The organism is Jeotgalibacillus aurantiacus (genome assembly GCF_020595125.1).
Classification (GTDB): domain Bacteria; phylum Bacillota; class Bacilli; order Bacillales; family Jeotgalibacillaceae; genus Jeotgalibacillus; species Jeotgalibacillus aurantiacus.
This window is the reverse complement of sequence record NZ_JACNMS010000004.1, coordinates 289,111-311,441: the sequence shown is the minus strand read 5'-3', so window position 1 is coordinate 311,441 and position 22,331 is coordinate 289,111. Positions and strand designations below refer to the sequence as shown.

The window sequence follows — 22,331 nt, the reverse complement described above, 5'->3', positions numbered from 1 at the left end:
TATAGATTTTTTTTCTGGCATCCTCTATACTGAAAAAGTATATATAGGAGGGGTAAAAATGAACGAGTTTGAAAAAAATGTTCAGTCGAAGCGTAACGACTTAATTGACTCCGGTGTAGCATTCGTTGTTTCATTCGTATTTTTTGCACTATTATTTACTGTAGGAACCGTTATATCGGTAGTTGGATCTTAAGGATCCTGATGAAGAGCCTGATCGGGCTCTTTTTTATTTTGTATTTCACTTACTCCCATAGCGTATGGAAGCATCCAGTGAAAGGTTCCATTGTTTTTACGATAGCGGAATTCAATCGCGCCGTGTGAATAAGTGCCAAGCACTGCTGTACCCTGATCCTCAAGCCTTTTCAGCACATCAGGATGCGGGTGACCATAACGATTGTTTCTTCCTGCCGAGATGACGGCAATCTCCGGATTAACAGCATTTAGAAATTCGTCTGTCGTGGATGTGTTGCTGCCATGATGGGCTACTTTCAAAACATTAGAACGGATGGGCAGCTTACTTAAACTGCGTTCAGCCTCTGTTTCGATATCTCCGGTAAACAACCAACTCATTCCTCCGATGAGTGCGTGAAGAACTAGAGAGTTATTATTCCCTTCCAGATGATCATCCGGATGAATCAGCTTAAATTCCGCATCTCCAATCTCCCATGTAAATGTTTCATTCTGCTCAAAAACCGGTATCTTCTGTTCGTAAAAGTAGTCAAGAAGCTCCTTCATCTCCTTTTTATCAGGTGATCCTTCACTTGTCCAAACCTCTTTAATATGAATTTCCTCTGCGATATCTTCAGCACCTCCAATGTGATCCCAGTCATGATGAGTCAGTATAAGAAGATCAAGCGATGTGATTCCCCTGCTTTTAAGGAAGGGTACAATGATTTCCTTCCCAACTCTAAACGGCTCATCCTCATCTGAAAAAGCCATTGCTCCTCCTGCGTCAATCAGATACGTCCCCTGATTATAAGGAAGATCAATCAATATGCTGTCACCCTGCCCTACATCAATAAATGTAACTGTACCATTAGGGTTAATCTGATCCCGAGAAAATCCGAAGATACAAAAAAGCATGATCAAACTAAAAACGACACCGTATTTTCTTTTCTCAAGAAAGTAAAAAATGACAATCTGTGATATCACAATCATAAAAAGCATGAATACAGCAGGCTTTCCAGTCACCAGAACGGCATAGGGAAATTCAGAAAAAAATAAAGCAGCATGATCAAATAACCTGACAGCCTGATCCGGAATCACTAGTAGAATTGAGACAGCAGAAGGAAAAACAAAGCTGGCCCCATAAAACAGTAGCAGAACCGGTAATAAAAACAATGTATAAAAAGGAATGTAGATTAAATTAGCAAAAAACGAAGCAATAGAGACCTCGTAAAAGTGCCAAAGCAAAAACGGAAGAGCACCGAGCTGGGCAACACCCGTTACCTTTAAAACGGCGATGATGGAGGATGATTGTTGCAGGATGCGTTTTGAAGAAAGAATGATGGACAGACTTACTGCATAACTCAACTGAAAGCCTGGGGACATCACAGCCGCGGGTATAAGGAAAAGATGAAAACAGATTACAACAGAGAACGCTTCTATCAGGGACATCCTTCCCTTCATGAACCTTACAGCCAATATCGTTAACACAATGCCTGAAGCACGCAGAACCGGTGGAGAAGCACCCGTCATGACAGCATACAGCGGCAGTAGGATAAACAATATTAACGTAATCGATTCACGCGTCAACTGCAGCCGGAGCAGTACTTTCCAGATCAGAACAGAGACCAGCCCGACGTGCATACCGGAAATCGCCAGCAAATGAATGATCCCTAGCTTCTGGTAAGCAATAAGATGCTCTTCCTTCATCAAAGACCGGTCTCCAAACAAAAGAGCATAACTGATACCATGCAGTGATTCCGGAAAACGGGCTTTCATATGGGAGATGCCCCGCTCTCTTATTAAAAGGAGCTTCTCCATAAACGAAGGAGGCAATTGCTCACATTCTGAAAAATCTTCTGCATGAAAAATCCAATGGATATTCTGAAGAGAGAGGTATTGCTGATAATCAAAGCCGTTAAAGTTGACTGCTTCAGATGGTTCATGCCATTCACCTGTCCAGACACACTCTGCCGGGAACAGATCAGCAGCTCCTGTGTAGTTTTTTGAAAGACGAATAATCACTTTTTCTTTTTCAGACGTTTGAGCTTCTGCGGTTAAATAATCACCGGAGTTTTTAAATGGAGAGGTTAATTTAAGCAAAGCGGGTGTTTCTGAAGGATCAAGCGTAGAGGATAATGTGGAATAATAAAAATCCGACCTTATATAAAAAGAGATCATTACTACTGCAACGAGTATGAAGGTTAGCCATCTCATTTTTTTAATAAGCATAAGAATAACCAGAGGAATGACCAGATACAGCCATAAATGAAAGTGCCCCGCCAGAACACCGATCAGCGCGGCGGGGACAGCCGGTAGGAACGGCTTCATTTTATATGCTCATTTTGATCTGAAGATCTGATTAAAGCTTCAATTGAGCTCGGGTCGAACGGAACGTGTTCGATATGTACACCCGCCTGCTCAAATAATTCTTCAGCGTAAGGATGGTTTTTATAATCCGTTGCGTAATAAATCTTCTGAATCCCCGCCTGAATAATCGCTTTTGAACACTGCAGACAAGGGAAATGAGTAACGTACAAATGCGCTCCTTCAGTCGCTGCACCAAACTTTGCACATTGCAGCAAAGCATTGATTTCCGCGTGAATCGTGCGCACACAATGATTATCAATAACATAACACCCCTCATCGATACAATGTGTCCCGCCTTTTATCGAGCCGTTATATCCTCCGGCAATAATCCGGTTTTCCCTGACGATGGTTGCACCAACTGCCAGTCTTGTACAAGTACTCCTTAAAGCAAGCAGATGACTCTGAGCCATAAAATACTGATCCCATGAAATTCTTTCCATTATGAGTACCTCCTGTTACCAGCCGCTGCTGATGATTATTTTACGGTAATTGACTCTTTCAGTTTATCAAAAGTTTTCTCTCCAATGCCTGAAATGTTCATAATTTCTTCGATTTCTTTAAATGCACCATTCGACTCCCTGAACTCAATAATCGCTAAAGCTTTGGCTGGTCCTACTCCGGGAATGGTCTCAAGCTCTGCCTGATCCGCTGTATTCAGATTTACTTTCCCCTGTTCTTTTTCAACAGTATCCGGAATATTGAACTCCTGCTCACCCGGGACCGGGATGTAAATGACCATTTCATCAGAAAGTTTTTGTGCAAGATTCACTGTTATCATATCTGCAGAAGCTGTTTCACCACCTGCCGCAGCGATCAGATCAATGACCCTGTCCCCCTCTTTCATTCGATAAACACCGGGATGTTTGATCTGGCCTTTAACATCAACATGAATTTCATTTGTAACGCTCTCAGTGGCAGTGTCCGTTTCAACCTGTTCAGTTACAGGGTCAGGCTTTTGCTCCATTGTTTGTGTAGTAAGTGGTGAGGGAACGGGTTCCTGATCGGATGGATTGATAAACAAAATAAAAAGGATGATGAGGATAAAAGGAGAAGTATAAAGAAGCTGTTTGCGGTAAGTTAAAATCCAATTTTTCACGATCCATTCCTCCTGAAGCAGCGGCCGATTCAGAAGATTACCTTATGATACCATTTTTAAAAAGGAAACACGAATTTTTAATTATAGTAAGACCGGACCTGCCTCACCTGTCGCTTCACTGCCGCAGGAGTCTCCGGGTGTGGCAGGTCCTCTGATCGATAAAAAGTCCATTTCATACACGCCTGACATTCTTACAATAAAAAAGAACAGCTCCTCAAAAAGGCGCTGTTCGTATTGTTGTTATGGTTTGGTACATACAAAGAAGATGCGTTCGCTTGTTTCTTCCGGTGCATCCATCGTGAAGTCGGCTGAAATGGATTTCACCTGAAAACCGGCTTCTTCAAGCCATTGTTGATACTGCTCAGCAGTAAATGTACGCTGTTTGTGAAGCTCATCATATCGTCTGTACAGACCTGATTCTTCCTCAATGAAAAAGCTCAGTTCATGCTCCACGCTGTTTTCATATTCCCCTTCAAAAGAATCCCAGATGTAAGCTGCTTCACCTGTGTCATCATGATAGGACTGACCGATGAACAAGTGGTTCATTTTATAAATCGAATGGACATCGAACAGTAAATAACCTCCGCTCTTTAACAGAACAGCCATATTGGCAAAAGTTTTTTGAACCTCTTCTTCTGTCTCAAGATAATTGAGTGAATCGCAAAAGATCGTAATGCGGTCAAAAGGTTCAAAACCCTGCACGTCTGTCATATTCATTTCGAAAAAATCAACCTTCAGCCCTGCTTCTTCCGCTTTTTCACGCGCAATGGTGAGCATGGATGAAGATAGATCGATGCCGGTTACGTCATAGCCATATTCTGAAGCCTTTAACGTCCACTCACCTGTTCCACAACCAACATCAAGAAGTCTTTTCGCAGAATGGCCCTGATCCCCTGTTGCTTCAACTAAGAAAGCCATCCAGGAATCGTAAGGTACATCCGCCATCAGCTGGTCATAGACAAGGGCAAATGATTCATAAGACATCAGTTCAGGCTGCTCGTCATATCTTCAATCGGAGCATCTCCCCAAAGTTTCTCGAGCTTGTAGTAATCGCGCTCATCACGATGGAACACGTGTACAACAACGTAGCCAAGATCCACAAGCACCCAGCGCGCTTCGTCATAGCCTTCCATGCGCTTCACTGAAAAACCGGCTTCTTCTGCACGATCCTTTACTTCACGCGCAATCGCCTGTACCTGCTTGTCTGAGTTACCGTGACAGATCATAAAGTAATCTGCAATCAGGGAAATCCCCTGCATGTTTAATGTAATAATATCTTCTGCCCGCTTGTCATCAACCGCGTTGTAGGCAAGGGCTAACAGTTCAGTTTCTTTCATATTTTAACTTCTCCTTTTGCAGCATTAAGTCGTTATAACAATCAAGCGAATCAGGAAAGACACGCTGTTTTTTCTCAATCAGGAATAATATAGATTGTTTTACCGCTTTTCGCATCGCTTTATCAAAATCTGTATAAGCTATCTCTCTTACTTTTTCAACGCCGGGAAACTTTCTCCCGGGTTCTATATAATCTGCCAAATAAACGATTTGTTCAAGCTTCGTCATATTTGCTCTGCCGGTCGTATGGTAACGGATCGCAAGCAGCACTTCTTCTGATTCAATGCCTAGTTCCGTTTTTGCCAGGTGTGCCGCTACCGGACCGTGCCATAGCTCATGATGAAAATCAAGCAGGCGCATGTCCAGTTTCTGATCGACAATGATCCTTTTCAATTCATCCCTGCTCTGATATTTCGCCATATCATGCAGCGCAGCAGCAAGTTCTGCCTTTTCAGCATCCTCCCCGATTGATTCCGCCAGCGCTTTTGCCGTTTCAACTACGCCCAGCGTGTGAATATACCTCTTAGCAGGAAGTATTTCACGGACATAAGAAAGTGCTTCCTCACGATTCATACAACCCCTCCTTACTGATATACGCCTCTACAGAAGACGGAAGAAGAAATTTGCAGTTTTGACCGGATTTAATCCGGTCACGTATAAAGGTTGATGATAAATGAATGGAGGGTCCTTCTATGACCCTGACATCAGTATCATCAGCAGGAGTGATGCCCGGACGATGAAACCCGATAAACTGAACGTGTTTTTTTAAATCGTTTATTCTGTACCAAGATGCTAATGTATCCATCATATCTCCACCAATGATAAAAAACCATTCATGACCAGGTTCGTTTTCTTTTATTTCCATTATTGTATCATACGTGTACGCTTTATTCTTACGATGGACCTCTGCATATTCCATTTTAAAATACGGGATATTCGCAATTGCGAGTTCCACCATTTCGACCCTTTGCATAATTGTTGCCTGTCCGGACAATGACTTATGTGGTGGCGCACCGTTTGGCATAAATCTCACTTCATCGAGTCCAAGAGATTGATAAGCTTCATTCGCCATGATCAAATGGCCAATATGAACAGGATCAAATGAGCCCCCTAGCAGGCCAATCCTCTTTTTTTGCATCAGCCTTTTTTCGGAAGCTCAATCTTCTTATTTTCTCTTGACTCTTTATACACAACAATCGTATTTCCGATAATTTGAACGAGTTCGGCGCGTGCTCCCTTCACAATAACAGCTGCAGCCTCATCCTTATCCTGTTCACAGTTCTGGAGCACACTGATTTTAATAAGTTCTCTTGCTTCTAATGCTTCACCAATCTGTTTTACCATATTATCGTTCACGCCACCTTTCCCAATTTGGAAAATAGGTGATAGGTGATGTGCTTCACCACGTAAAAATCTTTTTTGTTTACCTGTAAGCATTATGATCCTCCTATTGTTTCTGAAATCCTTTTTATCATTTTTTCAGCATCCGGTTTTTTCCCCGTCCACTCTTCAAAAGCGGTTGCGCCTTGATACACAAACATTCCCACTCCGTTCAGCGTATCAGCACCAGCTTCTGATGCCTGTTTTAAAAACGCTGTTTGAAGTGGGTTATAAATAATATCTGCCGCCAGACTTTTTCTTCTGACTCTTGTCATATCGATCGGGGTTTGATCTGTATCCGGGACCATACCGACCGACGTTGTATTGATTACAATATCAAATTTATCTAATTGCACTTCCGCTTCATCTATTGTTAAAGCGTACTTTTCACCATTGATGACCAGACTGTTTAGAAGCCGTTCACCTTTTGAGGGTGTTCTGTTTGCAATTGAGAAAGATTTGGGCTGATAAGGGACAAGCGCTCCTGCAATCCCTTTGGCAGCACCGCCTGCGCCGATCATTAACACCCTGGAACGGGCAATGTCTTCAGCAGTTCTCTTTAATAAAAGAGATTTCATGAAGCCTGTCCCATCAGTGTTTTTACCAATCAGTCTGCCATCCTTTACAATAACAGTGTTAACGGCACCAAGCGCAGATGCTTGTTCATCAACCTCATCCAGTAACGGTATGATGGCTTCTTTATGCGGAATGGTCACGTTCCAGCCGTCATATCCACCCTTCAAAAGCGCTTCAACCTCCCCGGCAAGTGATTCCGGCAGAATGTCCTTCGCTTCATAGCTCCCGGAAATGCCGAGCTCTTCAAGCCAGATCTTATGCATAAAGGGTGATTTTGACTGTTTAATAGGATGTCCGATAACGGCCAGCTTCATGATCATTCAACTCCTGTCAGATTAATGACTTACGCACGATCGCACTTACACCTTCCGGGACATAAGCAGCTACCTTTGCTCCTGCTTCATTAACTGTTATCCAGCCAAGACCTGAGAACACGATATCTGTTTTCGCTTCCTTAATCATAAACTCGTGTCTTTTCAGCTTCGGAAATGCTGCAAGATCCTCACTGCGCGGAGGGGATAACATGTCTCCCACATGCTTTTCGTAAAGATTGTCCGCATTTTCAAGCTTCGTGCGGTGGATATCCAGTTCATTTGAAAAATAGCATGTAAATGAATTTTTCTCTCCACTGATAAAATCAAATCTTGCCAGACCTGCAACAAAAAGTGTCTGCTCTTCTTTTAACTGAAACACTTTAGGTTTTAATTCTTTTCTTGGCATGACAATTTTCAAGTCCTGCTTGTTAATTACATGCGCCATCTGGTCGCGGTTGATAATTCCCGGTGTATCAATAATTGCCTGACCATCGTCAAGAGGAATTTCAATCATATCAAGTGTCGTTCCAGGGAATTGAGAGGTCGTAATCACATCATTTTCCCCCGTCACCTCTTTGATGATCCGGTTAATCAGCGTGGATTTCCCTACATTGGTACAGCCGACAATATATACGTCACGGCCTTTCCGCTCGCGATCAATCGCTTCCAACACTTCCTGAATACGGTGTCCCTTATCGGCACTGCATAAGAGCACGTCCACCGGCTTCAGCCCGAGCTGCTTCGCTTCGTACTTCATCCAGTTAATCAGCTTATTCGGCTTTAGTGACTTAGGAAGAATATCGGATTTGTTTCCAATTAATAATACAGGGTTCTTTCCAACAAAACGGTGCAGGCCTTTCAGGAAACTGCCGTTAAAGTCTACAATATCTACAACTTTAACAATCAGCGCGTCCACTTCACCGAGTCCATTCAGAATCTTAAGGAAATCATCATCTGTTAATGAAACATCCTGCACTTCATTATAGTGCTTTAATTTGAAGCAGCGCTGACAGATGATCTGCTCCCTTTTCAAACTGGATGGTGGTGCATAGCCAATCGCCTCTTTATCCTCTGTCTGGATCTCAACACCACACCCAATACACGTCACGTGTAAATCGCTCACTTTTTATCCTCCCACTGTATCATTTTTTTACGCTTAAAAAAGTTCAAAAGGCGTCTTTCAATCAGACGGTTAATTCTTGTAAAGAATCCGTCTGTTTTGGCAACCGGTACAACAAGAATCGTATACAGCTTATTCAGATTCCCGCCGAGAACATCTGTCAGAAGCTGATCACCAATGACAACCGTTTCTGATTTCTTTACATTCATATCACGCAGCGCACGTCTGAAGGCGCGTCCCATCGGTTTTCTGGCATGATAAATAAACGGTACACCAATCGGATCTGAGAACGCTGCCACTCTCAATTGATTATTATTAGACACAATGGTCACGAGAATATCATGCTTTTGCATATTTTCAAGCCACTCAATCAGTTTTGGAGTAGCGTTCTTACGATCCCATTCAACAAGCGTATTATCAAGATCAGTAATAATTGCTTTAATTCCCTGTTTTTTCAGTTTTTCCGGTGTTATTTCAAATACGCTGTCTACGTATTCATTCGGTAAAAATAGTTTTATCATCATCGTTCACCTCTTCACTTCAAGTCTTTATCATACATGATCTCATGCGTAAGTTCAAAAGCATTCTTCAATTTGAAAATTATCTCAAAATTCGTTCGACAAATAATGCACATCTTTGTTTTGTGGATAACTTTATCAACGGTCATTTACTGATAAACTCTTTATATCAGGATAGTTATCTACACGTTTTACACAGGTTATCCACTTGGAGTTGTGGATAACAGAACGCTTGTTCTTTCAAAAAAATTTTGCTACTATCATTTTAGCGAAAAAACTGAGAGGAGATATTTTTATGAACAACCTTCCACTTCCCCTTCTGATCAAAGCACTTGAAGAAGCAATTCGACTGAACCTCGCTTCTGACTTCATCCAGATGATTGAGCGTGAAATCAGTAAGCGACAGGCAAGCTGAATCTAAAAAACTATCATTATTATACTACCTTACTTTATCCATACCTGCACTTTCAGAATGAAGTAGTGGCAATTTTTCACGGGATCCTATACGATAGAATAAAGAATTCTGAATATTCGGACAGGAGGATCCTTATGAAGGTTGTTAACATTTGTTCTGAATGTCGGGGTAAGGGTTTAATCAGAAGAGCTGGATTTCTCAGCAGAAAATGTCAGACGTGTAAGGGTACCGGCAAAATGACCAGGTCACTGAGAGAATATAAATTGAATGAGTAGGACGGGCAAGTTTCCAGCTTTTTTTCATATCGTAGCAGTAGGGCGAATGGAAAAAGGAGGGATAGCTTGTCTATTTTTTTGATGATGCTTGCTACTGTATGCGATTTGCCTGCACTGACCGGATACTTCAAACAGAATGCTTTCCCCAAGCCGCTTGGTAAAGAGGAAGAAAAAGAGGCCATTGAAAAAGTGTTAGAAGGTGATCAGGAGGCACGAAAGCTTTTGATTGAACACAACCTAAGACTTGTGGCACATATTGTGAAAAAGTTTGAAAATACAGGGGAGTCTCCTGAAGATCTGATCTCGATCGGTACAATCGGACTCATTAAAGCAATTGAAAGTTACTCTTTCGAAAAAGGAACCAAACTGGCCACCTATGCTGCAAGATGTATTGAAAATGAACTTCTTATGTTTTTGCGCTCATTGAAAAAGACGAAAAAGGATGTTTCATTAAATGACCCGATCGGAGAAGATAAAGATGGTAATGCGATCAGTCTGATAGACATTTTGCGGGGTGAAGATGAGGCACTTGATGATCAGCTCGAACAGAAAATGAATGAAGAGAAGGTCCGCGGACTATTACAAACACTTGAAGACAGGGAAATTGAAGTGATCAGTGCACGCTTCGGGCTCAGTGGACAGGATGAAAAGACCCAGCGCGAAATCGCCAAAGAGCTCGGGATCTCCAGAAGCTATGTTTCCCGGATCGAAAAAAGAGCATTAATGAAGCTCTTCCATGCATTCTCACAGGAAGAGCTTCATTAAGATCACTTTATTCTTTTAACGATTCCTAGAATCAGATTGGCTGAATTGACAGCTGCTTTTTTCAAATACTGTTCAAAAGACAGATCTGACTCTTTCCCAGCAATATCAGACAGGGAACGGATAATGACAAAAGGTGTTCCGTACTGATGTGCGACCTGGGCAATCGCCGCTGCCTCCATTTCAAGTGCCTGGAGACCTTCAAATTTATCTTCAAGTGCTTTTACTCTTGCAGGGTCATTCATAAATGAATCTCCTGTCGCGATAAGCCCGTCAACCGTATTAACAGTCCCGATTTCTTCAGCGCTCTCACGTGCAGCCTGTCTGAGTTGATCTTCAGCCTTAAAAGCAACAGGCATACCCGGAACCTGTCCGTACTCATAATTAAAGGCGGTTACATCAACATCATGGTGTCTCACTTCGGTGGAAATCACAACATCACCAACCTCAAGAGTTGGATCAAAACCGCCGGCAGACCCTGTATTTAATATGTAGTCAGGCTGATATCGTTCCTGCAGAATCGTGGTTGTCATTGCCGCATTAACTTTTCCAATCCCGCTTTTTACAAGTACAACTTCTTTACCATCGATCCATCCGGATGTAAATTCACTGTTCGCAATGGTTTCGGTTTTTGCCTGTTCAATATTTGATCTCAGAAGTTCAACTTCCTCTTCCATCGCACCAATAATTCCGATTTTCATACTATCCCTGCTTTCTGAGCAAATGATTCAAAACTTCTTTGAACTTACCATAGCCAGTCGTAAAGTTCAATCACCTCATGTTATACTAATTCCATGCTTTTTCTCAAGCACTATACGTTGTCAGGGGAGATTATCATGAGTTTTCAACTGGACATGATTAAAGATAAAATAGAGTTTTTTGAGGCTTCGAGTCTTAAGGAGCTGGAACGCGCCATTCAGCAGCAGGTTGAAAACAACCAGGCGATTCTGCTCCGGGTTCATTCCGTTGAACATGAAGTAACCAAAATGGGTGATGGACGATTACTCTATACAGCCTGCGTTCATTTCAAGGCCGAATAACACTAAACAATTTCAATATTCAGTTGTATGAATTGCTTTTTTTGGTTTTAGATGGACGGATTATTCATTCAATTGGCAGCATACTTTTCAAAAAGTGCCGGGCCATTCCGTAGACTCCTGCGGCATAGAAGCGACAGGTGAGACAGCGTAGTGCGGAGCACTAGCTGGCTCATCGCGCGGCCTTAGAAAAGCGGAGGTGACTCGTCCAGCCCCGACAAACATAAGGCGAAGATGAAAAGAGGGCTGTCTTTTGCCCTCGTTCAGCTTTGACTTATGACCTCGAGGGGCTAGTCGCCGCAGCTAGACAAAGGAAAGCGAAGAAATGCCCGGCACGGTTATTATATGTCCATAAAACAAATCCCCGTTCACTAATGAACGGGGATTTGTTTTATAGTTCGTCAACTTTAACCGGCTTCCAACCTTCACCATCAATCCACTCAAGGTGGACGCGGTATTCTTCTGAAGAGGCATCAGGACCTGATACGTCAGCATATGAAAGGTTTGGTCCTCCATTGTTACCCATCCACCATACTGTCATGGTAGAAGCGTCTAGACCGGTTGCATAAGCAGCTGCTTTTACCTTCTCATTCCAGTCTACAGTGCCTTCTTCATAGGAAGATACATGTTCGCCTGTCTGCTCAGTACCGATTGGCTTAAATTCACCTTCTTCAGGCTTTTCATCTTTTTTCTTTTTCTTTTCTTCTTTTTCTTTCTTTTCCTTTTCTTCAACCGCTGCAGCCTGCTCTTCAGTCTGCTCATCTTCAGAAGCGTTGTCCTCCTGCTCCTGTGATTCAGCAGCGGTTAATGATGCTGATTCTGATTCTTCCTGCTGCTCTTCATTGTCATTTGAATCCTGTTCATCAGCTACTCCGTTGTTTTCCTGAACCTGTTCAGCGATGGTTTTTTCCTCGTCTTCAGATGCAGCCTGATTCTCGTTGCCCCCAAAGAATATAATGGAACCTACAATCAGAATAAGTCCGAATACAATCGCAATCGAGGTATTATATATGATATTTGTTTTCCTCTTTTTACTTTGAATCGTTGATCTGGAATTTTTGTTCATGATTTCTTCACTCCTCACTCACACTTTTTTCCCTGCTTAAAAGAATCTAAACTACTATAACACGGATTCTTATCATTCCGGCAAGTGACAAGAAGACCGTTTTTAGCGTCAGTGATTCAATACCTACACAGATAAGACGTTTGATCATAAATTTGGTTACAGCATAAGCAGGTTTTTATATGAATGACCGGTAAGAAAAAAGCACCAGAACTGTTGGTCCCGGTGCTTTCATTACCATTTTAGCTGATTGATGTAATACGGACATCCATGTCTCCGCCTGGTGTCTGCACTTTCACTTCATCGCCGACCACTTTACCAATCAGGCTTTTAGCAATCGGTGAGTCATTTGAAATGCGTCCCTCAAACGGATCTGCTTCCGCACTTCCGACGATTGTGTACGACTCTTCGTCACCATCCGGAAGTTCAATAAAAGTCACTGTTTTCCCTAGGGAAACAACGCCATCAAGTGCTCCATCATCTTCAATGATTTTCGCATTGCGGATCATGGATTCAAGTGTGGAAATACGGCCTTCTACAAAAGCCTGTTCTTCTTTAGCTGAGTCATACTCAGAGTTCTCCGAAAGGTCTCCGAAGCTGCGAGCGATTTTAATACGTTCTACAACTTCTTTTCTTTTGACTGATTTTAAATGCTCAAGCTCCTGTTCAAGCTTTTGCTTTCCTTCCTGAGTCATTGGATAAACTTTTTCATTTGGCAAAGCCCTTCACTCCTTTAACATACATGTCAACTATTTTTCTATTCCATGCTATGAATTCATACCCTCAATTATGAAGTATGTTAAAAAGAGGATTTTTTAACCCTCTTTTACATTCTTTGCTATCATATTACACAATTGACTTTTGTTCAAGAATCGTTTGAATTTTCGTTACCATTAAATCAATGGCAACATGGTTCTGTCCGCCTTCCGGAATAATAATATCCGCATAGCGCTTAGTCGGCTCAATAAACTGATTATGCATCGGACGGACCACGTTAATATACTGGTCCACGACAGAATCAATCGTGCGGCCCCGCTCGTTGATATCACGAAGCATACGTCTGATAATGCGCAGATCTGAATCTGTATCCACATATAATTTGATATCCATCAGATCGCGAAGTCTTTCATCTTCAAGCACGAGGATGCCTTCCACGATGATCACATCTTTCGGCTCTACCGGGATCGTTCTTTCAGATCGTGTATGAACCGTATAATCGTAAACCGGCTTCTCTACAGCTTCTCTTTTAAGCAGCTGACTGATGTGTTCGATTAATAAATCGTTATCAAAAGCAAGCGGATGATCATAGTTTGTTTTTAATCGTTCTTCGTAAGGAATATTACTTTGATCCTTATAATAATAATCCTGTTCAATGATTGCAATCGACTGATCTTTAAAATAGTCATAGATCGCTTTTGTAACAGACGTTTTTCCTGATCCGGAACCGCCTGTTACACCTATAATTACGGGTTTATTTTCCATCATTTAGCCGAGAGCTCCTTTCGCATCATGTTGAGCGGACGTAAAGGCTGATCCACCTTAAAACGGACAATTTGCAGCGGATGTCTCGCTGCGTCCAGCTCATTTCCTCTTTCATCCCAGATCTTTTCGACAACCTGTGTGAAGTTATCCATATCTGGGCCAAAGAATTCAATTTCCTGCCCCGGCTTAAAATAGTTTCTTTGTTGTAAGGTAACCATTTTAGATTCTTCGTTATAATCCAGCACCAGACCTGCAAAATCGAACTTTGTATTTTTTCCGTGTTCACCAAACATCTGCTCTTCATAACCCGGAACGCCTTCGAAAAAGGCTGTTGCCGTATCACGATTCGCACATTTATCAAGCTCTTCCAGCCATTCTTTTTTAATCTTGAAGTTCTCAGGATCTGCACAGTAAGCGTCAATGACTTTCCGGTACACACTGACAACCGTTGCCACGTAGTGAATGGATTTCATCCGGCCTTCTATTTTTAAGCTGTCAATGCCAAGCTCGATCATTCTCGGAATGGATTCGATCAGCTTCAGATCCTTCGGACTCATGGCAAACGGAGCATCATCTTCTCCATAAAGTGCCTTTTCCTGACCATCTTCAACTGCATATAAGTCATAATCCCAGCGGCACGACTGACAGCAGCCGCCACGGTTTGAATCCCGTGCTGTCATATGGTTACTCAGGACGCAGCGACCGCTGTAGGCAATACACATCGCTCCGTGAATAAAGGTTTCAATTTCAATATCGACCTTTTCTTTCATTTCCTGAATTTCATCGCCGCTTGTTTCACGGGCGAGTACAACACGGTGCAGTCCTTCCTCTTTCCAGAATTGAACTGCTTTCCAGTTTGAAAGGGACTGCTGGGTACTCAGATGCACCTCAACCTCCGGCGCAACACGCTTACACGTTTCGATAATAAGCGGATCTGCCACGATGATTCCTGCCACTCCGGCTGAAGCGATACCACGCAAATAGTCTTCAAGGCCATCAATGTTTTCATTGTGAGCAAAAATATTCGTTGTTACATAGATTTTAGCGCCATATTTTTTGGCAAATTCGACGCCTTCTTTCATTTCCTCAATCGTGAAATTTCCGGCATTAGACCGTAATCCGTATTCCTGACCGCCGATAAAGACAGCGTCAGCCCCATAATGCACTGCTACCTTCAGCTTTTCAAGGTTTCCTGCAGGCGCAAGTAACTCAGGTTTCTTCACAATTACTCGTTTGCCATCTTTGATTGTGGAAATCTTATCAATCACCTTGGTCATTCCCTTGTCCCCTCCTGCTTAGTAAACCGTTTCTTTAAAGAAGAATCCAGTATCAAGTGGCCGGTGAGGCTGCTGCATGTTTTCAATCTGCTCAAGCCACTCATCTTTTTGTGCCTCATACGCTTCCGGCTGATCGGCTGCAAGGTCAATCGCTTTGCGGTATAAAGCTGTGACGGCAGTGACATAGTCCGGCTCCTGCAGAATTCCATCAATTTTAAAGGAATCCACACCTGCTTCCATCATCTCACTCAACTCATCAATGATACACATATCATTAGGACTCATAATATGCGTGCCATTTTCATCTTCAAAAATAGGATATTTATTGTTTCGCTCATCGTCATGTAAAAGCATGTTTTTATTCTGCTTCCTGTTTTCAATCTCCATCGCTTTGCCCTGATAAAGAAAATAATTACCAAGCAGTGAACGCTTTGACTGGAACATGCAGGTCATGCCGTGGACCTGCACTTCAATTTCCACGTTGGCATTTTCCTTAATTTCAACAATTGCATCCATTGATAGTTCTCTTGCAAGGACTGACCTTTTGGCTCCTTTTTCACCCCAGTAGTTGCAGGTAAAATAATTGGTCGCGGTTGTCTCGGTATTCCAGTGAAGAGGCATCTCCGGCGCGGATTCTCTTGCCGCCATCAATACGGCAGGGTCTCCGAAAATAACACCATCTGCCTGTATTTCCTGACAGAATGAAAGGTAATCATTCAATTCTTCCACTTTATCATTATGAAAAATCCCGTTCATGGCTACGTACACTTTTTTCTGATGCTGATGGGCCAGACTGACAGCTTTTGCTACATCCTCTCTGGAAAATTCAGCAGCAAGTCTTAAGCCGTAGCGCTGTTCGCCGACCACAAAAGCATCAGCGCCAGCTTCAATCAGCTGTTCCATATGCAAAACAGACATCGGGGTCACTAATAATTCCGGTTTGTGCATTTCGTTCACCTCTTCTTACTGATTGCCAGACCATCACCAACCGGGATAATGACGGTGTGGTAATCATCCCTGGACATGATCCATTCGTTAAACCGGTTAATTTTACGAAGCATCTGTCTGACATTTCTACTTTCATCACCTGTCTGATGTGCAACAAGTCCTTTAAATAAGACGTTATCTGTATAAACGACCGGATTTTCTGCAAATAATGGTTCATAACTTGCAAAGAAACGGTCAGACTGACTTTTGGCTGCATCAATAAAGACTGCATCAAAAGGACCGTAAGCCGCCACCTCATAAATTAGATCAAATGCGTCTCCATACAATAGCGTGATACGGTCGCCTACACCGGATTGCTGAACAAATTGCTGTGCCTTTTCATAGCGCTCCTGATCCCGTTCAATAGAGACGATTTTCACCTGACTGATCTCGGTCGCCATCCTGAGTGCGGAATAGCCGATTGCAGTACCGATCTCAAGCAATTTTTTCGGCTGTTGAAGGCGTAAAAACTGCAGAAGGGTTTCCATTCCGGCCAGTTCCATAATCGGTACACCATTTTCTTTCGCATAGTTCTCCATATTCATGAAAAAGTCAGAACGGTCAGCTGTTAAATTTTCAATGTATTGATGGACTTTTTCATCCATTTCGATCACGCCTTTACAAGTCTGCTTCCATAAAAAAGAGCGCTCACAAAACAGTCTCCGGACATGAAAAGAAGAAAGCAAGATGCTTTCTGCCATCGGACTTTGTGATAGACGCCTGAAAATACTTTATCTATTCTACCATAAAAACAGGAGGAAAGTGAATCATCTTTATGAAAGCTGAAAAACTGTCACGTTTTAATCAGCTGCAGATGATCACACATTCCTCCATTCGATTTAAGAGCCTTCCTCTTCAGAAGCCTGCTCTTCATTTACACTGTAAATGTATTGTTCAGCTTTCCGCTCATGCTCTTCAAGTGTTTCAGAATAATACATAGCCCCATCTTCAGCAGAAGTCAGGAAATACAGGTAATCACTTGCTTCCGGATTCAGTGCAGCTTCAATGGATGCAAGACCTGGTGCTGCAATCGGTCCGGGAGGAAGCCCCTGATTCTGATACGTATTGTAAGGGTCCTGAATTTCCAGATCCTCAAACAATACTCTATCGTTCCATTCTCCTTTTGCATAGAGAACAGTAGGATCGGTCTGAAGCGGCATGCCCTCTTCAAGGCGGTTATAAAAAATACCCGCAATCATGCTGCGGTCTGTAGAAGCAGTTGCTTCTCTCTCAAGCAAAGAAGCCATTGTAAGAACGTCGTGAACGTCCATGACTTTCTCTCCCTCGCCACTTTCAGTTGCTCCGGTATAATCACCTGCTGTAAACTCAGGCAGTGTGGCAAGATATGGAGACACATTGTTATACATCGCATCCACCATTTGAGTAATGATACTCTCAAGTGAAGGATTTTCTTCGTAAAACGGATAAGTAGCAGGAAATAAGTATCCTTCCAGTGTCACCTTAATATTTTCATTATCCAAATCTGACGTAATCAGTTCAGGATATTGGCTTTTTAATGATTCGATAAAGACCGGATCAGTTACTTTTTCCATAAACCCTTCTTGAGTGTAATCAGTATTTTCCTCAATCACACCTGCGATCTGTTCAAGGGTAAGTCCTTCCGGAATCGTTACATTAAAAATAGGTTCATGATAAATCTTTCCGGTTTTTAAACTTTCTGTAATTTCATCAAGCGTCATGGCCTGTGTAAATTCATAGGTTCCCGCCTGAAATTCCGATTCATTATTAAATTTAAGATAATACTTGTACACCTGTGCATCCCTGATAACTCCGCTCTCCTCGAGTGTAGACGTGATGCTGTCAACAGACGATCCAATCGGAATTTCTACCGGGATGGCTTCTTCACTTTCCGGATTAACCGGCTCGAGTGCTGCACTCACGTACGAATATCCCCCAAGAACTAAACCGGCTGTTAAAAACAGCAGAATGACAGACAGAATAAAAACGATTTTCCTTACTTTTTTTGCTTCCTTTTTTCGTTCCTGCAAGTTCAGTTTCCACTGATCGATTAAAGATTTTTTATCGCTCAATCAATTTCCCTCCAAAAAGCACGCTCTTTTTTTCAATTACCCCCATTATACCTTAAAAATATGTCCGGGCAACCTTGAGCATTTTACAGTATTCATCCTTTTTAAAAGGATAAAGGTCTGAACGATTAATGTTTTTAGAGTCGAGCTGTCCTTTACTCATAAAAAAACAAAAGGATGGAACGACTCATTTTCAGAGTCTTCCCATCCTTCATTAGTGCTATTATTCCTCTTCTTCCTCATCCAGGAATGTGTTGAGCATTTCTTCGATCATATCCCATTCTGCTTCTGTTTCGATTGGCTTCAGTTCACCTTCAGCATTTTCATCGTCAGGCTCGAAAGAAGAAGCGTGAATCTCGATCTCTTCCTCGTCTGTATCTCCTACCGGGTAGTACAATACATATGATTTTTTGAATTCATCAGAGTCAAATGTAAAAAGGACTTCACATAGAACCTCGTTACCCTGCTCATCAATGACTGTAATATTTTTTTCACCATGCTCCATTATGGTCACCTCATTTTGACGCGCTGTCAAGATATCCCTGAAGGATCATGACAGCCGCCATTTTATCAATTACTTTTTTTCTTTTACTGCGACTGACATCCGCTTCCAGCAGTACACGTTCAGCTGCCATCGTGCTTAACCGTTCATCCCAGAAAATGATGTCCACATCCAGACGGCTTTTCAGCATATCACCATACTTTTGGCTGGCTTCTGCTCTAGGACCAAGCGTATTGTTCATGTTTTTCGGTAAGCCGATGACAATTTTGGAGATTTCATGCTCCTGAACGAGCTCTTTTATGCGCTTCAGGCCGAAATGCCCTGCGGCTTCATCAATCTTAATGGTCTCGATGCCCTGGGCCGTCCAGCCAAGAGCATCACTAACCGCTACTCCAACGGTTTTAGAGCCTACGTCCAGACCCATCGTACGCATGATATCATCCTTCTTTATGCTGCTGAAGATAAAACTTCACCAGTTCTTCAATAATCTCATCCCGTTCCAGTTTACGGATGATATTCCTCGCATCCTGGTGGCGTGGAATATAGGCGGGGTCACCCGATAAAAGATACCCTACTATCTGGTTAATCGGATTGTATCCTTTCTCTTCAAGAGCTTTGAATACCTGTACCAGGACTCGTTGTACCTCCCTGTCAGCCGATTCATCCCCAAAATCGAACCGCATCGTTTTATCAAATGAGCTCATCTTCTACACCTCACTACGGAATCAACCTGCATTCCTATTATCCAACTACTGTTCATTGTACACCAGAATGGATCAGAATCAAACGGATTTCACCCATTCAGGAACAAATAGAAGGGCCTCTTCCACTTTCGATGGATCCTTACCGCCTGCTTGTGCCATATCAGGACGGCCACCGCCGCCTCCGCCACAGATGCCGGCTACTTCTTTAATCAGTTTTCCAGCATGATAGCCTTTTTCGATTAAATCTTTTGTGACGCCTGCAATGATCTGAACCTTGTCTCCCTGTACAGAAATCAACACGAGTACGCCGGATCCAAGCTTGTTTTTCACGTCATCTGCCATCGTTCTCAATGCGTTCATATCTGCAGCTTGAACCTTTTGTGCCAATACGGATACACCGTCAACATCTTCGATTTTATCGAGAATGCTTTTCGCTTCGATATTTGACAGCTTGGCATTTAAAGATTCATTTTCACGCTGCAGGACCTTTACATCAGACTGGAGACCTTCAAGACGTGTTTCCAGATCACGCGGGTTGGCTTTCAGCTTTTTCGCAGAACGATTCAGAATGTTGATCTGATCGTTCATATGACGGTAAGCAGCTTCTCCTGTTACCGCCTCAATACGACGGGTACCTGCACCGATTCCACCTTCAGATACAATACGGAATAAGCCGATTTCAGCTGTGTTGCCAACATGGCAGCCTCCGCAAAGCTCAAGACTGTAATCGCCGATCGATACGACGCGGACTTCAGAGCCGTACTTTTCACCGAATAATGCCATCGCACCCATCGCTTTTGCTTCATCCAATGATTTAATGGCTGTGTCTACCTCATAGCTTGTCCAAATTTTTGCGTTTACAATCTCTTCGATTTGTTCAAGCTCTTCCTGTGTCACCTGGCCAAAGTGAGAGAAGTCAAAACGCAGACGATCCGGCTCAACAAGAGATCCCGCCTGATTGACATGATCGCCTAATACATCCTTCAATGCCTGGTGCAGCAGGTGTGTTGCCGTATGATTTTTTGTAATGCGGTTACGGGAATCTGTTTTCACTTCCGCCGTCACAGCATCACCTTTAGTCACTGTTCCTGCTGTGACAATACCTGTGTGAAGGTTCTGCCCATTCGGCGCTTTCTTAACGTCCTTCACCTCAATGGTCACCAGATCGTTAGAAACAATCCCTTTATCACCAATCTGACCTCCACTTTCAGCATAGAATGGAGTCTCAGCGAGAATGAACTGAACTTCCTGGCCTTCTGATGCTTCAGAGGCAAATTCCTGATTGATGACAAGCTCTTCAATGACGGAATCATGCTTCAGTCTGCTATAGCCGACAAATTCACTATTCACTTTAATATCGCCCAGAACGCCACCCTGAACCTGCATCGAGCCGCTTTCCTGACGTGCAGCGCGGGCACGGGAGCGCTGTGCTTCCATTTCTGCTCGGAAACCGTCCTGATCAATTTGAAGACCATTTTCCTCTGCATACTCTTCTGTCAGTTCAACAGGGAAACCGAATGTATCATAAAGACGGAATACGTCCTTACCCTGAATCAGATTTGAGCCATTTTCTTTTGCTGCTTTCATCAGCTCATTTAAAATAGCAAGGCCTTCATTCAGCGTTTCATGGAAGCGTTCCTCTTCGTTTTTAATAACTTTTTGGATAAATTCCTGCTTCTGCTTCACTTCCGGATAGAAGTCAAACATGATATCCGCTACAACCGGTACCAGTTCAAACATAAATGGTCGGTTGATGCCCAGCTGTTTGGCAAAGCGGACCGCTCTTCTCAGCAGTCGTCTCAGCACATAGCCACGTCCTTCATTCGAAGGAAGTGCACCATCCCCTACTGCAAACGAAACGGTTCTGATATGGTCGGCAATCACTTTAAATGCCATATCATTTTCACTCTGTCCATAGCGCACTTTTGAAACAAGCTCGGTTGCTTCAATGATTGGCATAAACAGATCCGTTTCAAAGTTGGTCGGAACGTCCTGAACAACACACGCCATACGCTCAAGACCCATACCTGTATCAATGTTTTTCTTTGGCAGCGGCGTGTACGTGTCGTCAGCATTATGATTAAACTGTGAAAATACAAGATTCCAGATTTCAAGATAACGGTCATTTTCTCCGCCAGGATACAATTCAGGATCCGCCGGGTCATTGCCGTACTCTTCACCGCGGTCAAAGAAGATTTCAGAGTTAGGACCACTTGGGCCTTCCCCGATATCCCAGAAGTTTCCTTCAAGACGGATGATGCGGTGCTCCGGCACGCCTACTTTGTCCTTCCAGATCTCAAATGCTTCATCGTCCTCAGGGTGAATCGTGACAGAAAGCTTCTCTGGATCAAAGCCGATCCACTTATCAGAAGTGAGGAATTCCCATGCCCATTCAATCGCTTCTTCTTTAAAATATTCTCCGATTGAGAAGTTACCAAGCATTTCGAAGAATGTATGGTGACGGGCTGTTTTTCCGACGTTTTCAATATCATTCGTACGAATCGATTTCTGCGCATTGGTAATACGCGGATTAGCCGGAATCACACGACCGTCAAAATACTTCTTCAGCGTCGCAACACCGCTGTTGATCCAGAGTAAAGAAGGATCTTCGTGTGGAACGAGTGATGCACTCGGCTCAATATCATGTCCTTTTTCCTTAAAGAAATCCAAATACATTTGTCTGATTTCTGCACCTGTCCATTTTTTCATCTGGCTGTTCCTCCTTTATAATTCCCGAAGCGTCCAAAAAACAGAAAAAGGCCTCCAATCCGACACAGGGACGAGCTTACACTCGCGGTACCACCCTGGTTATGGATTGAAAACCCACCACTTTCATCGCTTTAACGCAGCATACGGCAGTGATTACCTGCACTCCGGACCAGCTTTCCACATTTCAGTTCATTAA

General features: G+C 42.9%; 27 protein-coding genes. 4 read left to right on the top strand and 23 right to left on the bottom strand.

The window, feature by feature from the left end; genetic code table 11:
- The first annotated feature begins 58 nt into the window (after nt 1–58).
- Nucleotides 59–193 carry a YqzM family protein gene (locus H7968_RS14405; protein WP_134376685.1) on the top strand — a complete coding sequence of 45 codons (135 nt, stop codon included), beginning with the start codon at nt 59–61 and terminating at the stop codon, nt 191–193.
- On the opposite strand, the gene H7968_RS14400 is transcribed toward H7968_RS14405, so the two are convergent.
- The 11 genes from H7968_RS14400 to H7968_RS14350 all read right to left on the bottom strand — a co-directional run bounded on the left by H7968_RS14400 (nt 190) and on the right by H7968_RS14350 (nt 8,880).
- Nucleotides 190–2,496 (bottom strand): DNA internalization-related competence protein ComEC/Rec2, encoded by a 2,307-nt coding sequence (locus H7968_RS14400; protein WP_227396792.1) that lies wholly within the window; start codon nt 2,494–2,496, stop codon nt 190–192. The genes H7968_RS14405 and H7968_RS14400 overlap by 4 nt on opposite strands.
- Nucleotides 2,493–2,975, bottom strand: coding sequence for a ComE operon protein 2 (locus H7968_RS14395; protein ID WP_227396791.1), 483 nt, complete (start codon nt 2,973–2,975; stop codon nt 2,493–2,495). Before H7968_RS14395 ends, H7968_RS14400 begins: the two co-directional genes overlap by 4 nt.
- Nucleotides 2,976–3,010: 35 nt before the next feature.
- Nucleotides 3,011–3,631, bottom strand: a complete 621-nt coding sequence (locus H7968_RS14390) for a helix-hairpin-helix domain-containing protein (RefSeq protein WP_227396790.1) — start codon at nt 3,629–3,631, stop codon at nt 3,011–3,013.
- A 240-nt stretch (nt 3,632–3,871) separates the two neighbouring features.
- Nucleotides 3,872–4,615, bottom strand: coding sequence for a class I SAM-dependent methyltransferase (locus H7968_RS14385; RefSeq protein ID WP_227396789.1), 744 nt, complete (start codon nt 4,613–4,615; stop codon nt 3,872–3,874).
- Nucleotides 4,615–4,968, bottom strand: a complete 354-nt coding sequence (rsfS, locus tag H7968_RS14380) for a ribosome silencing factor (RefSeq protein WP_134376690.1) — start codon at nt 4,966–4,968, stop codon at nt 4,615–4,617. Before rsfS ends, H7968_RS14385 begins: the two co-directional genes overlap by 1 nt.
- The gene (gene yqeK, locus H7968_RS14375) at nt 4,955–5,539 is read right to left on the bottom strand and encodes a bis(5'-nucleosyl)-tetraphosphatase (symmetrical) YqeK (RefSeq protein WP_227396788.1); all 585 of its coding nucleotides are present in this window, start codon (nt 5,537–5,539) and stop codon (nt 4,955–4,957) included. The genes rsfS and yqeK overlap by 14 nt, the downstream gene beginning before the upstream one ends.
- A complete protein-coding gene (locus H7968_RS14370) occupies nt 5,529–6,104 on the bottom strand; it encodes a nicotinate-nucleotide adenylyltransferase (RefSeq protein ID WP_227396787.1) in 576 nt (191 codons plus the stop codon). Before H7968_RS14370 ends, yqeK begins: the two co-directional genes overlap by 11 nt.
- Entirely contained in the window at nt 6,104–6,403 is a 300-nt protein-coding gene (yhbY, locus tag H7968_RS14365) for a ribosome assembly RNA-binding protein YhbY (RefSeq protein WP_134376693.1), read from the bottom strand. Before yhbY ends, H7968_RS14370 begins: the two co-directional genes overlap by 1 nt.
- A complete protein-coding gene (gene aroE / locus H7968_RS14360) occupies nt 6,403–7,236 on the bottom strand; it encodes a shikimate dehydrogenase (protein ID WP_227396786.1) in 834 nt (277 codons plus the stop codon). Before aroE ends, yhbY begins: the two co-directional genes overlap by 1 nt.
- 16 nt (nt 7,237–7,252) lie before the next feature.
- Nucleotides 7,253–8,359, bottom strand: coding sequence for a ribosome biogenesis GTPase YqeH (gene yqeH / locus H7968_RS14355; RefSeq protein WP_227396785.1), 1,107 nt, complete (start codon nt 8,357–8,359; stop codon nt 7,253–7,255).
- Nucleotides 8,356–8,880 carry a YqeG family HAD IIIA-type phosphatase gene (locus tag H7968_RS14350; RefSeq protein ID WP_227396784.1) on the bottom strand — a complete coding sequence of 175 codons (525 nt, stop codon included), beginning with the start codon at nt 8,878–8,880 and terminating at the stop codon, nt 8,356–8,358. Before H7968_RS14350 ends, yqeH begins: the two co-directional genes overlap by 4 nt.
- A gap of 289 nt (nt 8,881–9,169) precedes the next feature.
- Between H7968_RS14350 and sda the strand changes: the two genes are divergently transcribed.
- Together sda and sigK are read left to right on the top strand one after the other, a co-directional pair.
- Nucleotides 9,170–9,289: a sporulation histidine kinase inhibitor Sda gene (gene sda / locus H7968_RS14345; RefSeq protein WP_134376696.1), complete on the top strand. Its 120-nt coding sequence runs from the start codon at nt 9,170–9,172 to the stop codon at nt 9,287–9,289.
- 356 nt (nt 9,290–9,645) lie between these two features.
- Nucleotides 9,646–10,329, top strand: coding sequence for an RNA polymerase sporulation sigma factor SigK (gene sigK / locus H7968_RS14340; protein WP_227396825.1), 684 nt, complete (start codon nt 9,646–9,648; stop codon nt 10,327–10,329).
- Nucleotides 10,330–10,331: 2 nt separating this feature from the next.
- Here the strand turns inward: sigK and mtnN are convergent, their stop codons facing one another.
- Nucleotides 10,332–11,027: a 5'-methylthioadenosine/S-adenosylhomocysteine nucleosidase gene (gene mtnN / locus H7968_RS14335; RefSeq protein WP_227396783.1), complete on the bottom strand. Its 696-nt coding sequence runs from the start codon at nt 11,025–11,027 to the stop codon at nt 10,332–10,334.
- A 135-nt stretch (nt 11,028–11,162) separates the two neighbouring features.
- Here mtnN and H7968_RS14330 point away from each other — a divergent pair, with 135 nt between their 5' ends.
- Nucleotides 11,163–11,366 carry a DUF2536 family protein gene (locus tag H7968_RS14330; protein ID WP_227396782.1) on the top strand — a complete coding sequence of 68 codons (204 nt, stop codon included), beginning with the start codon at nt 11,163–11,165 and terminating at the stop codon, nt 11,364–11,366.
- Nucleotides 11,367–11,754: 388 nt separating this feature from the next.
- Here H7968_RS14330 and H7968_RS14325 read toward each other — a convergent pair whose 3' ends face one another.
- From H7968_RS14325 to alaS, 11 genes are all read right to left on the bottom strand, one after another.
- The gene (locus H7968_RS14325; protein WP_227396781.1) at nt 11,755–12,429 is read right to left on the bottom strand and encodes a YrrS family protein; all 675 of its coding nucleotides are present in this window, start codon (nt 12,427–12,429) and stop codon (nt 11,755–11,757) included.
- A 239-nt stretch (nt 12,430–12,668) separates the two neighbouring features.
- Nucleotides 12,669–13,145 (bottom strand): transcription elongation factor GreA, encoded by a 477-nt coding sequence (gene greA, locus H7968_RS14320; protein WP_134376700.1) that lies wholly within the window; start codon nt 13,143–13,145, stop codon nt 12,669–12,671.
- A gap of 127 nt (nt 13,146–13,272) precedes the next feature.
- Nucleotides 13,273–13,908: a uridine kinase gene (udk, locus tag H7968_RS14315; RefSeq protein ID WP_227396824.1), complete on the bottom strand. Its 636-nt coding sequence runs from the start codon at nt 13,906–13,908 to the stop codon at nt 13,273–13,275.
- Complete coding sequence (locus H7968_RS14310) at nt 13,908–15,185, bottom strand: peptidase U32 family protein (protein WP_227396780.1); 1,278 nt, start codon at nt 15,183–15,185, stop codon at nt 13,908–13,910. The genes udk and H7968_RS14310 overlap by 1 nt, the downstream gene beginning before the upstream one ends.
- An 18-nt stretch (nt 15,186–15,203) precedes the next feature.
- On the bottom strand, nt 15,204–16,133 hold the full coding sequence (locus H7968_RS14305) for a peptidase U32 family protein (RefSeq protein WP_227396779.1): 930 nt from the start codon (nt 16,131–16,133) through the stop codon (nt 15,204–15,206).
- Nucleotides 16,134–16,138: 5 nt separating this feature from the next.
- Nucleotides 16,139–16,777, bottom strand: a complete 639-nt coding sequence (locus H7968_RS14300; protein WP_227396778.1) for an O-methyltransferase — start codon at nt 16,775–16,777, stop codon at nt 16,139–16,141.
- A 234-nt stretch (nt 16,778–17,011) separates the two neighbouring features.
- Nucleotides 17,012–18,223 (bottom strand): endolytic transglycosylase MltG, encoded by a 1,212-nt coding sequence (gene mltG, locus H7968_RS14295; RefSeq protein ID WP_227396777.1) that lies wholly within the window; start codon nt 18,221–18,223, stop codon nt 17,012–17,014.
- A gap of 220 nt (nt 18,224–18,443) precedes the next feature.
- The gene (locus H7968_RS14290; protein WP_134376705.1) at nt 18,444–18,725 is read right to left on the bottom strand and encodes a DUF1292 domain-containing protein; all 282 of its coding nucleotides are present in this window, start codon (nt 18,723–18,725) and stop codon (nt 18,444–18,446) included.
- A gap of 10 nt (nt 18,726–18,735) precedes the next feature.
- Nucleotides 18,736–19,155, bottom strand: a complete 420-nt coding sequence (gene ruvX, locus H7968_RS14285) for a Holliday junction resolvase RuvX (RefSeq protein WP_134376706.1) — start codon at nt 19,153–19,155, stop codon at nt 18,736–18,738.
- Between the two features lie 4 nt (nt 19,156–19,159).
- Entirely contained in the window at nt 19,160–19,426 is a 267-nt protein-coding gene (locus H7968_RS14280; protein ID WP_134376707.1) for an IreB family regulatory phosphoprotein, read from the bottom strand.
- Nucleotides 19,427–19,504: 78 nt separating this feature from the next.
- Nucleotides 19,505–22,135: an alanine--tRNA ligase gene (gene alaS, locus H7968_RS14275; RefSeq protein ID WP_227396776.1), complete on the bottom strand. Its 2,631-nt coding sequence runs from the start codon at nt 22,133–22,135 to the stop codon at nt 19,505–19,507.
- Nucleotides 22,136–22,331 lie beyond the last annotated feature (196 nt).